This is a genomic window from Dermacoccus sp. CCH2-D9 (assembly GCF_001556795.1).
Classification (GTDB): domain Bacteria; phylum Actinomycetota; class Actinomycetes; order Actinomycetales; family Dermatophilaceae; genus Dermacoccus; species Dermacoccus nishinomiyaensis.
The window spans coordinates 1-11,355 of the sequence record NZ_LSJT01000049.1 but is presented as its reverse complement, the minus strand read 5'-3'; the positions used below and the strand labels follow the sequence as shown (position 1 = coordinate 11,355).

Below are 11,355 nucleotides of genomic sequence, written 5' to 3'. Positions count from 1 at the left end.
GGCATGATCGCGACTCTGCACACCAACCACGGTGACATCAACATCAACCTGTTCCCCAACCAGGCGCCGAAGACGGTCGACAACTTCGTCGGCCTGGCGAAGGGCACCAAGGAGTACAAGGACGACGCGGGCCGCACCAACCCGCAGCCGTACTACGACGGTCTGACGTTCCACCGCATCATCCCCGGCTTCATGATCCAGGGTGGCTGCCCGCTCGGCGTCGGCATGGGCGGCCCGGGGTACAACTTCGACGACGAGATCTCGCCGGAGCTCAACTTCAACTCGCCGTACATGCTGGCCATGGCCAACGCGGGTACCCGCATGGGCAAGGGCACGAACGGCTCGCAGTTCTTCATCACCGTCGCCGACACGTCCTGGCTGCAGGGCAAGCACACGATCTTCGGTGAGGTCGCCGACGACGCGTCGAAGAAGGTCGTCGACGAGATCGCCGCCGTCTCCACCGGCGCTCAGGACAAGCCGCTCGAGCCCGTCGTCATCGAGAGCGTGACGATCTCCGAGTGACACCTCGCCTCCCGCCGCAAGTCGGGAGGTACCGCTGACGACTCCTCGTCAGCCAGCGCAGCCGAGATGGCCCCGTCGAGCATGACGGGGCCATCCTTGGTCTCACGCCTTCTTCCCGCACGCCTCCGACGAAACGAGACGACATGACGCAGCCGCCCGCCGGATCCGGCTCGGGTGCCTTCGGCGCCTCCGAGGCGCCGGACGCCGTGCCCGTCTGCCCGCGCCACCCCAACACCGCTGCCTACACGCGCTGTCAACGCTGCGGTCGCCCGGCGTGCCCGCGCTGCCAGATCCCCGCTTCGGTGGGGTTCCAGTGCGTCGACTGCGTCGCGGCCGAACGCAAGACGAACCCAACGTTGCCGGCCCGCTCGTCCCTTGGCATGACGACGGGCGCTGCGGCGCAGGGTCGACCCGTCGTCACGATCGGGATCATCGCGATCTGCTGTCTCGTGTGGCTGGGGCAGCTGGCGAGTGACGCGCTGTACCGCGACGTGTCGTTCGTCGCGGTGTTCGCGAAGGACGAGCCGTGGCGCTACCTGACGAGCGGGTTCGCCCACGATACGGGCACCCCGATGCACCTGCTGTTCAACATGATGGCGCTGTACTTCATGGGGCAGTACCTCGAACCACTCATCGGTCGTGTGCGCTTCGGGGCGCTGTACCTGCTCTCCGTGCTCGGTGGCTCCGTCGTCTACCAGATCATGACGGCGCCGTCGTCACAGCTCGATCTGCTGACGTCAGGGTGGGTGACGCCGCTGGTCGGCGCCTCCGGCGGTGTGTTCGGGCTCTTCCTCGCCGTCGTCGTGTTCAACCGCCGACTCGGCCGGGAGATCGGGCCGATGATGACGATGATCGCGATCAACGTCGTCATCGGTTTCACGGCGTCCAACGTGGCGTGGCAGGCGCACCTCGGCGGTGCGGTGGCCGGCGCCGTCGGCGCGCTCATCCTCTACGCGTTGCGGCGCCGCCCGGTCGCGATGCAGGCCTCGGCGCTCGGCGCGTTGGCGGTCGCGCTCATCGCCGCCGCGTATGTCGACTTCTCGGTCGTGGGTGTCAGCTGGCCGCACATCGTCGGATGATCGTCGCCGTGGGCTGAGCGAGGCCCTTGTCGTTCGTGGGGTGCTGCCGTCGGGTGGCACCCCACGATGCGTGTGGATGAGTTGCCTGTGGATGGTGTGCCGTTAGCTGTGGATGACGCGGTACACCACCTGGGGACGGTGAGGACGAGCCGTCACCCACATGGTTGTCCACAGTTTCCACAGGCTGGGTTGGGGAAAAACCCCGCGGAACGGCGCTGATCTATGCCAAGGGGTGGGGGCGATGGGCAGCGTCATCCCCAGCCGTGGGGTGGTTCGTCCACCGGCAGCGGCATGTTTTCCACCGGAAACAGCGACTCGTCCACCGGCCGTCCACTGTTTTCCACAGGTTTGTCCCCAGTTGTGGAAAACCACACGCGTGTAACTACACACAGGCTGTGGACAAGTCTGGGGACAACGTCGTGGGTTGCAGGCCGCAGGGCGACGCCCGCACCGTCAGGCCTTGCGGCGCGGCGCCCGGTGACCTCGTGGGGCCACGATGCAGCGAACCCGAGTGAGCAGACACAGACGAACGCCCGTTCCCACGAGGGAACGGGCGTTCGGTTCGGCGGGGCGTCAGCAGCGGACAGAAGGTGGCGTCACTTCCAGCGCGTCAACATGACGAAGCCGACCATGATGGCCGCGAAGCCGATGACGATGTTGCCGGCGTCGATGCCGGGGATCGGGTAGCTCGTCGTGCCGCTGGCGATGTAGTAGACCATCACCCAGGCGAGCCCGGCGAGCATGAGGCCGAGGGCGACCGGCAGCCACCAGCGGGGGTTGAGGCCGTCTCCGGCGGCGGCGCGCTGAGTGGCGTCGGTGGTCTTGCGGGCCACGGCATGGCTCCCATCTGAGTTCGGTGCGTCAACTAGGGTGAGAGCCTAGTTGATCCGGCCGGGCGATGCGTCGAGTGAAGGAGGCCGACCCCATGAGCGAACGCGACTCCGAGCGCGACGCGTCTGCGACGCCGCCCGCACACGTCGAACGCGCCACCGACGACGCTGCGCGCGACGCGTTGCCGATCGACGAGATGCCGCCCGCGCGCCGTCGCGGCTCGTTGGCGTGGAAGGCCGCCGTCCCGATCGCGCTGCTCGTCGCGGGGGCGATGTTCGGGGTCAGTTCCCGTGCGGCGAACGGCACGGATCTGCGCTCCGACACCACCAATCTCGCTGATGTCGTGCGGCGCGCGGATCAGCGCGTCAAGACCAAGCAGGAGGACGTCGCGACGTTGCGCGCCGACGTCGAGGCGGCGCAGCTTGCTGCGGCGAAGAAGGATTCGGGTGCGGCGCGTGCGTTGGCGCTGACGAAGCAGGCCGACAAGGCGCAGGATCCGGCGGGTCTCGCACCGTTGAGCGGGCAGGCCATCAGCGTGACGCTCGACGACAGCAAGAAGAAGGTCGAGGAGCTGCCGAAGGACGGTTCGCCGGACTGGCTCGTCGTGCACCAGCAGGACGTCCAGGCCGTCGTCAACGCCCTGTGGGAGGGCGGCGCTCGCGGCATCCAGCTCATGGATCAGCGCATCGTCTCGACAAGCGCCGTGCGCTGCGTCGGCAACACGCTCATCCTCCAGGGCCGCGTGTACTCACCGCCGTTCACGATCACCGCCGTCGGGGACCCGGTGAAGCTGAAGGCCGCGCTCGAGGCCGACGAGTCCGTCAAGATCTACAAGCAGTACGTCGACCTCGTTGGGCTCGGCTACAACGTCAAGGCCATCCAGAACACGACGCTGCCCGCCTTCACGGGCTCGGTGACGATGAAGCACGCGCACGTCCAGCCGTGACGCCCGTGTTGCTGCGCCTGCAGCCTGACCCCGGGCAGGATGGCGGCTGACTCATGGGTAGGCGCGTAACTGTCCGCCGACCCGTGAGTTACCTGGCATCCTGAGGCATCCTGACGGCGGTGTCGGGGCTCCCACCTAGACTGGCGCGCATGACCGATTCGCCGCGCATCCTCGTCGTCGACAACTACGACAGCTTCGTCTTCACGATCGTCGGCTACCTCCAGCAGCTCGGCGCCGAGACGACCGTCGTGCGCAACGACGCGATCAGCGCTAAGGACGGCGCCGACTTCGACGGCGTCCTCGTCTCGCCCGGTCCCGGCACGCCCGAGGACGCCGGCGTCAGCATGGCAATGATCGAGGCGTGCGGTGAGCGCAACCAGCCGATGCTGGGGGTGTGCCTCGGCCACCAGGCGCTCGGCGTCGTGACGGGCTGCACCGTCGGTCGGGCGCCGGAGCTGCTCCACGGCAAGACGTCGCAGGTGCACCACGACGGCACGGGCGTCCTCGAGGGGCTCGACGACCCGTTCACCGCGACGCGCTACCACTCGCTGACGATCGACCCGGCCACCGTCACCGACGAACTCGTCGTCAACGGCCGCACCGAATCGGGCATCATCATGGCCGCCCACCACCGCGACCTGCCGCTGCACGGCGTGCAGTTCCACCCCGAATCCGTCATGACGGTCGGCGGCCACCGCATGCTCGCCAACTGGCTCGCGATGTGCGGTTCGACGACGGCCGTCGCCGCCAGCGCCGGCATGGCACCGCTCGTGCGCACCGCCTGAGCGGCACATAGCCCGAACGCCGCGCCCCACCAGCGGCTCTCGAACGAGGAAAGCCCCCGATCCACAGGGCCGGGGGCTTCCTTCGTCAGCTCACTTGCTCGACGACTGCGACGGCGACGGCGTCATCGCGCTACCGTCCGATGTCGACGACGGACTCGTCGACGACGGACTCGTCGACGGCGACGGCGACTGTGTCGACGACGAGGGGGACTGCGACGTCGCGGGCGCGGAACTGGACGACGGGGCCGCTGACGACGAGGGCGGCTGCGTCACGGTGGCCGTCGCGGTCTTCTCGGGTGACTTGCCGATGTAGACGGTGACGGACGAGCCGTTGTTGACCTTCTTGCCGGCGTCGGGCACGTAGACGACCTTGCCGACCTCGTCGGGCCTGTCGGTGACCTGGTCCTTGGAGTCGATCGACAGGTGCGCCTTGTACAGCGCCTGCGCCGCCTCCGACGCCGTCTTGCCCGCCAGGTCGGGCACGGTGGCCTTGCCGCTGCTCTCGTAGAGCGTGATGTCGCTCGACGTGCCGAGTGATGCGCCGGCCTTCGGGTTGCTCTCGGCGATGATGCCGGCGTCGAGGCCGGTGTCGTCCTTCTTCGTCGGCGAGATCTTGATGTGGTTCTCGTCGATGCCGGCGGCGAGAAGGGCCGCCTTCGCCTCGTTGACGGCGTCACCGACGACGTTCGGCACCTTGACCGAGTCGGGGCCCGTGGAGACGGTGAGTGTCACGTCGGAACGTCGGGATGCCTCCGTCCCGCCCGCCGGATCTTGGTCGATGACGGTGTTCTCCGCGGCGTTGTCGGCGACCTCTCGCTTCGTGACGGTGAAGTCGGGCGACAGCGTCTTCGCGGCCTGCTCGTACGTCATGCCGCGCACGCTCGCGACGGTGACCTTCTCCGGCGAGCTGGGCGAGTGCATGAACAAGTAGCCGATGCCGAGGATGGCCGCGAGGGCTGCGACGGCCGCGAGGGCCCACCATCCGGCATGGGATCGGCTGGGTTCGCGCGAGTCGAGTTCGGCCGTCGAGTCAGCGGCAGCCGCCGTCGCCGCGGCGCGGCGCGTCGGGTAGTCGACGACCTCCGTGTGGTCGGCGGACGTCACCGTGCTCGCCTGCGCGGCAGCGGAGATCGGCTGGCCGGAGCGGGCGGCGAGGACGTCGGCGCGGAAGTCGGCGGCGCTCTGGTAGCGATCGTCGCGCCCCTTCGCGAGCGAGTGCAGCACGACCGCGTCGAGCGCCGGCGACACCGACGACTCGTAGAGCGACGGGGGTTGCGGCTGTTCGCCGATGTGCTGATAGACGAGGCTGACGGGCTCGCCGACGAACGGTGCGCGCCCCGTCAGCAGCTCGAACAGGACGCAGCCGGCGGAGTACAGGTCGGTGCGAGCGTCGACGCTCTGGCCTTGCGCCTGCTCGGGCGACAGGTACCGGGCGGTGCCGACGACGGCCTGGGCGCTCGTCATCGTCGCGCCGACGTCGGCGAGGGCGCGGGCGATGCCGAAGTCCATGACCTTGACGGAACCGCCGCGCGTCACCATGACGTTGCCAGGCTTGATGTCGCGGTGCACGATGCCCTTCGAGTGGCTGTACTCGAGGGCTGACAGGACGCCCATCATGATGCGGCAGGCCTCGTCGGCGCTGACCTTCTTCTCCTCGTTGAGGATCTCGCGCAGCGTCTGCCCGTCGACGAACTCCATGACGATGTAGGGGATGTCGACGGTGCCGCCCGCCGCTTCGACGAAGGTGTCCTCACCCGAGTCGTAGACGGCGACGATGTTGGCGTGGTTGAGCCCGGCGGACGCCTGCGCCTCGCGGCGGAAGCGTTGCAAGAAGCTGGGGTCGCGCGCGAGGTCCGATCGCAGGATCTTGATGGCGACGGGGCGTCCGAGGCGCGTGTCGTGGCCGGCGTGGACGTCGGCCATGCCACCGCGGCCGACGAGTTCGCCGACTTCGTAGCGGCCACCGAGGATGCGTGGTGTCGCGCTCATGAGATGTCCTTCGCGAGGGTCGGGATGGGGCGGTGCGCGGCGGCCGTGGAGCGCCGCAGAGGTGGACGAAGATCGCAGATGCGGACGGGAATCGCAGATGTCATCGCAGGGCTGCCTCGAAGATCTGCTGCGCGGCGGGTGCGGCGACCTCGCCGGCGAGGGTCTCGACGCCCTGATCGCCGCCGTTCTCGAGCACGAGCGCGAGCGCGATCTTGGGGTCGTTCGCCGGTGCGAAACCGGTGAACCACAGGTCGGCGGCCTTGCTCGTGTCGCCCTGCGCCGTGCCCGTCTTGCCCGCGATCTGGTAGCCGTCGACGGCGGCGAGCTTGCCGGTGCCGTTGTTGACGACCGCTTCCATCATCGTCTTGAGGCTGCCGGCCGTGTCCGATGAGATGGGCTTGGACATGATCTTCGGGTCGGTCGAGGAGATGACGTCGAGGTCGGAGTCGACGACGTTCTTCACGAGGTGCGGTTCCATCTGCGTGCCGCCGTTCGCGATCGTCGCGGAGATCATCGCGATCTGCAGCGGCGTGACCCGCACGTCGTACTGGCCGATGGCGGCCATCGCCGTCTGCGGCGTGTTCATGTCGGAGGGGAAGCTCGACGGCGTGACGCGCATCGGCAGGCGCACGACCTGGCCGAAGCCGAACTTCTTGGCCTGTGCGGCGAGCTTGTCCTGGCCGAGATCCATGCCGAGCTCGGCGTAGGCCGTGTTGCAGCTGATCTCGAGCGCGTGCGTCAGTGACGTCTTGTCGTTGTCGCCGCAGGGCAGGTGGTTGTCGTTGGGCAGTGAGTGCGTCGTCTGCGGCAGCCTGATGGTGGCAGGGCCGTTGAGCGTCGACTCGGGCGTGTACTTGCCCGATTCGAGCGCGGCGGCCGTCGTGACGAGCTTGAACGTGGAACCCGGGGGGTACAGATTGCCCGAGATGGTCCGGTTGACCATCGGCTGCGTCGAGTCGGCGTTGAGCTGCTTCCACATGTTGACGACCGACGTCGTGTCGTGCGAGGCGAGGGTCGACGGGTCGTACGTCGGTGAGCTCACCATGGCGAGGACGGCGCCCGTCTTGGGGTCGAGCGCGACGGCCGCGCCGCGACGGTTGCCGAGCGCCTTCGCCGCGGCCGCCTGGATCTTGGGGTTGATCGTCAGCTCGACGTTGGCCCCGGCGGGCTTCTTGCCCGTGACGACGTCAGCGAGGCGGCGGTAGAACAACGAGTCGCTCGTGCCGCTCAGGACGCCGTCGGAGGCACCCTCGATGCCGCCGCCGTTGCCGTAGACGATCGAGCTGTAGCCCGTGACGGGCGCATAGAGCGAGCCGTTCGAGTACTGACGCTGGTAGACGTACTTGTCGTTCGACTTCACGCTCGTTGCGATGGCCTTGCCGTCCACGAGGATGCTGCCGCGCTCCTTCTTGTACCCGTCGTTGATGACGCGGCTGTTGCCGGCGCGGGCGTCGAGCGAGGGCGCCTGGACGACCTGGATGTAGCTCGCGGCAACGAGAACGGCACAGAACAGCATCGAGGCCACGACGCCGAGCTTGCGGATCGGCGTGTTCATCGGATCTTCACCACCTGGGTGTCGTCGGAGCCGAGCGTCGGCTTCGCCTCCGTGACGGCGGGGCGTCGCGCTTGGTCGCTGATGCGCAGCAGCAGCGCGATGATCGCCCAGTTCGCGAGCAGCGAGCTACCGCCGGCTGACAGGAACGGCGTCGTCAGACCAGTGAGGGGGATGACGCGGGTGATGCCGCCGAGGACGACGAAGCACTGCAGGCAGATGGAGAACGCGAGGCCTGTCGCGAGAAGCTTGCCGAAGCCGTCGCGGCAGGCAATGGCGATGCGCAGGCCGCGTTCGACGATGATGGCGAACAGCGCGATCATCGCCGTGAGGCCGACGAGGCCGAGTTCTTCGCCGAAGCTCGACATGATGAAGTCCGAGTTCGCCTCGGCGTAGTTGAACGTCGGGTAGCCACGTCCGAGGCCGGTGCCGGTGAGTCCGCCGAACGCGAGGCCCATGAGGGAGCGGGCGACCTGGTCGGAGAGGCCTGGCGCGAACGGGTCGAGCCAGAGGGTGACGCGGTTCTGGAAGTTGGGGAAGAGCAGGTACGCGAGGTAGCAGCCGCTGAAGAAGAGCCCGAGACCGATGGCGATCCAGCTGCGCCTCTCCGTCGCCACGTAGAGCATGGCGACGAACAGGCCGAAGAACAGCAGCGACGTGCCGAGGTCCTTCTCGAAGACGAGGACGGCGAGGGACGTCAGCCAGGCCAGCAGGATGGGGCCCATGTCGCGCGCTCTCGGCAGCGGGAAGCCGAGCACACGCTTGCCGACGAGACTGAGCGCGTCACGCGTCTGCACGAGGTAGCTCGCGAAGAAGATCGTGAGCAGGATCTTGGCGACCTCGCTCGGCTGGAAGCTGAGCGGCCCGACGTGGATCCAGATGCGGTTGCCGTTGATGTTCATGCCGATGAACGGCAGCAGCGGCATCATGAGCAGCGCGAGGCCGGCGAGGGCGAACGTGAACGTGTAGCGCCGCAGCCGCCGGTGGTCGCGGATGAGGCAGAGCAGCCCGATCGCGGCGGCGACGGCGATGGCCGACCACATGAGCTGTCGGACGGCTGCGCCCTCCATGACGCCCTTGCCGCGGGCCATGTCGATACGACGGATCATGACGAGTCCGAGGCCGTTGAGCAGCGTCGCGGCCGGTAGCAGCACGGGGTCGGCGTAGGCGGCGACGACGCGCACGACGAGGTGGAACACGAGGGCGATGACGCCCATCCCGACGCCGAGCGTCAGGATGTCGGTCGGCAGCGACCCCTCCACCGCGAGCCCGACGTTCGCGTAGGCGAACAGCACGATGCCGACGGCGAACGCGAGCAGCATGAGCTCGGTGCCGCGTTTCGTGCCTCGGCCCGTGATGGTCGCGAGGTCTGGGCTCACTTCGTGCACTCGTTTCCGGAGGCGGACGCGGCGAGGCACGCGACCATCTCCGCGCGCAGACGCTCGACGGTGGCGGCGGCCTCCTTCTCACTGGAGGCGTCGATGCCGCTCGTCACCTTGGAGCGCCAGAACTCAGGCAGGTCGGCGGTCGGGATGTTCGTGCTCTCCTGCTGATGGCGCAGGTCGATCGGGCCGAGCTTCGAGTCGACTCCTTGATAGACGGTGACTCGGCCGCCCGAATCCTTGATGAAGTACTGACTCTGCGACCACGTCCAGCCCCACACGGCGGCGACGGCGAGGGCGAGCAGCAGGACGAGCGCGGCGATGGCGGCGTAGAGACGTCCGCGGCGACGCGGGCGCGTCTCGGCGAGGTGGGCACCCTTGTCGGTCTCGTCGGGTTCGTCGTCGCCGTCGAGTTCGCGGGAGAGGGCGCGGGCCTTCTCCGCCGGCGTCTGCTCGCGCGTCGGCAGGCTCTGAGTCAGGCCGTGCGCGACGGCGGCGCCGACCACGTCGGGGCGCGCGGCGAGGTCGACGTCGTCGATGTTCGCAACCTCCGCGACGACGACGGTGACGTTGTCGAGCGTCGAGGCCTTGAGGGCGATCTCGATGAGGGAGTCGGCGACCTCGCCGACGCTCTTCGACGCGCCCTCGGTGAAGATCTCCTCGATCGTGCGGGCGCCGACGTAGTCGGAGAGGCCGTCGGAGCACAACAGGTAGCGGTCGCCGACGCGTGCCTCGCGCAGGCTGAGGTCGGGCACGTCGCCCTCGCGGCCCGTCAGGACGCGCGTGACGAGGCTGCGCTGCGGGTGGTGGACGGCCTCGTCGGGGGTGATGCGGCCGGAGTCGAGCAGGCTCTGGACGAAGGAGTGGTCTTTCGTGATCTGCGTGAACTTGCCGTCACGCAGCTGGTAGGCGCGGCTGTCGCCGATGTTCGCCATTGCGAGCTGACGGCCGGTCTTGAGCAGCACGATCAGGGTGGTGCCCATGCCCTCGCGGGTGGGATCGGCGTCCATCTCGCTGCGCAACTTCTCGTTGGCCTCGGCGATGCCGTCGGCGAGCTGGTCGAGAGCGTCGTCGGCGCCGATGTCGTCGCCGTCGAGCTGCACGAGTTCGCCGACGACGGTGGAGCTCGCGACGTCACCTGCGGCGTGGCCGCCCATGCCGTCGGCGAGCACGAGCATCGAGCTGCTCGCGTAGGCCGAGTCCTCGTTGCGCTTCTTCGAGCCGAGACCGACGTCGGATCGTGCGGCGTATCTGAGTGCGATGGGCATGGTCACTTCCTCAGTTCGAGGACGGTGCGGCCGATACGGATGCGGGTGCCCGGTTCGACGCGCACGTGCTCACCGATGCGTTCAGCACCGATGTACGTGCCGTTCGTCGATCCCAGGTCGTCGAGGTACCAGCCGTCGGATTCGGGGTAGATGCGGGCGTGGCGACCCGAGGCGAAGTCGTCGCTCAGCACGAGCGAGCATTCGGGGTTGCGTCCGAGCAGGGTGCCGGATTCCGACAGCGGCAGCGTGGTGCCGCGCATCGCGCCTTCGATGATGGCGAGATGCGTCGGGCCCTTGCGCACGGCGCGGGGTGTCTTGGCCTTCGTTTCACGTGAAACAGCGCGCGAGGCACGGCCACCACCCGTCTTCGCGCCGTACAGGTCGGAGCGGAGCACGCCGACGACGGCGAACACGAAGAACCACAGCAGCGCGAGCAGGCCGTAGCGGATGGCCGTCATCGTCAGTTCGTTCATGGGCGGTCTCCCAGATGGATGGTCATGGGGGTGCGCCCGAGGGTCAACCGGTCGCCGTCGTGCACGTGCGTCGAACCGACGTGCTCGCCGTTGACGTAGGTGCCGTTCGTCGACCCGAGATCGCGCACGCTCATGACGAGGTGGGGGCCGTCGTGCGTGATGCGGATCTCGCTGTGACGACGGCTGACGCCCGGGTCGTCGACGACGATGTCGGCGTCGTCGTCACGCCCGAGGACGGTGATGGCTCCGAGCAGGGGGTAGCGCTGCCCGTCGATCTTCAGCCACGGGCGTTCGCGCGGCGACATCTGACGCGGACGCGCCGATTCCGGGCGCGGCGCAGGCTCGTAGCCCGTCGGGTCGCCGGCGTCGCTGTCGTCGTCCCAGGCGTGATGAGCGTTCGCGTCATGGTTGTCGTGATTCTCGGCGTCGGCGTAGACATCGCCCGAGTAGACGCGACCGTCGGCGTGGGCATCGTCGAAACCCTGGTGGTCGTAGTCGTCGTATCCGGCTTCGTCTTCGACGAGGTGG

At 68.3% G+C, this 11,355-nt stretch carries 11 protein-coding genes; 4 read left to right on the top strand and 7 right to left on the bottom strand.

The genetic code is table 11. The features are described 5' to 3' along the window. Positions 1 to 3: 3 nt before the first annotated feature. Together AX669_RS04405 and AX669_RS04400 are read left to right on the top strand one after the other, a co-directional pair. The gene (locus AX669_RS04405) at positions 4 to 522 is read left to right on the top strand and encodes a peptidylprolyl isomerase (protein ID WP_006944662.1); all 519 of its coding nucleotides are present in this window, start codon (positions 4 to 6) and stop codon (positions 520 to 522) included. A gap of 143 nt (positions 523 to 665) precedes the next feature. Then, positions 666 to 1,601, top strand: coding sequence for a rhomboid family intramembrane serine protease (locus AX669_RS04400; RefSeq protein ID WP_074040023.1), 936 nt, complete (start codon positions 666 to 668; stop codon positions 1,599 to 1,601). A 596-nt stretch (positions 1,602 to 2,197) separates the two neighbouring features. Here the strand turns inward: AX669_RS04400 and AX669_RS04395 are convergent. Continuing rightward, positions 2,198 to 2,434, bottom strand: coding sequence for a cell division protein CrgA (locus AX669_RS04395; RefSeq protein WP_006944615.1), 237 nt, complete (start codon positions 2,432 to 2,434; stop codon positions 2,198 to 2,200). A gap of 92 nt (positions 2,435 to 2,526) precedes the next feature. Here AX669_RS04395 and AX669_RS04390 point away from each other — a divergent pair, with 92 nt between their 5' ends. Beyond that, positions 2,527 to 3,378 carry a DUF881 domain-containing protein gene (locus AX669_RS04390; RefSeq protein WP_231729405.1) on the top strand — a complete coding sequence of 284 codons (852 nt, stop codon included), beginning with the start codon at positions 2,527 to 2,529 and terminating at the stop codon, positions 3,376 to 3,378. A 149-nt stretch (positions 3,379 to 3,527) separates the two neighbouring features. Continuing rightward, on the top strand, positions 3,528 to 4,163 hold the full coding sequence (locus AX669_RS04385) for an aminodeoxychorismate/anthranilate synthase component II (protein ID WP_006944795.1): 636 nt from the start codon (positions 3,528 to 3,530) through the stop codon (positions 4,161 to 4,163). Positions 4,164 to 4,253: 90 nt separating this feature from the next. On the opposite strand, the gene pknB is transcribed toward AX669_RS04385, so the two are convergent. The 6 genes from pknB to AX669_RS13265 form a co-directional block, all read right to left on the bottom strand. After that, positions 4,254 to 6,152 (bottom strand): Stk1 family PASTA domain-containing Ser/Thr kinase, encoded by a 1,899-nt coding sequence (gene pknB / locus AX669_RS04380; RefSeq protein WP_006944625.1) that lies wholly within the window; start codon positions 6,150 to 6,152, stop codon positions 4,254 to 4,256. 100 nt (positions 6,153 to 6,252) lie between these two features. After that, positions 6,253 to 7,707 carry a penicillin-binding protein 2 gene (locus AX669_RS04375; RefSeq protein ID WP_062256863.1) on the bottom strand — a complete coding sequence of 485 codons (1,455 nt, stop codon included), beginning with the start codon at positions 7,705 to 7,707 and terminating at the stop codon, positions 6,253 to 6,255. Then, positions 7,704 to 9,083, bottom strand: a complete 1,380-nt coding sequence (locus AX669_RS04370; protein WP_038566299.1) for an FtsW/RodA/SpoVE family cell cycle protein — start codon at positions 9,081 to 9,083, stop codon at positions 7,704 to 7,706. Before AX669_RS04370 ends, AX669_RS04375 begins: the two co-directional genes overlap by 4 nt. After that, entirely contained in the window at positions 9,080 to 10,354 is a 1,275-nt protein-coding gene (locus AX669_RS04365; RefSeq protein ID WP_038566302.1) for a PP2C family serine/threonine-protein phosphatase, read from the bottom strand. The genes AX669_RS04370 and AX669_RS04365 overlap by 4 nt, the downstream gene beginning before the upstream one ends. 2 nt (positions 10,355 to 10,356) lie before the next feature. Continuing rightward, the gene (locus tag AX669_RS04360) at positions 10,357 to 10,827 is read right to left on the bottom strand and encodes an FHA domain-containing protein (RefSeq protein WP_006944783.1); all 471 of its coding nucleotides are present in this window, start codon (positions 10,825 to 10,827) and stop codon (positions 10,357 to 10,359) included. Beyond that, a partial coding sequence (locus AX669_RS13265; protein WP_156444925.1) for an FHA domain-containing protein occupies positions 10,824 to 11,355 on the bottom strand: 532 nt, incomplete at its 5' end. The genes AX669_RS13265 and AX669_RS04360, both read right to left, overlap by 4 nt.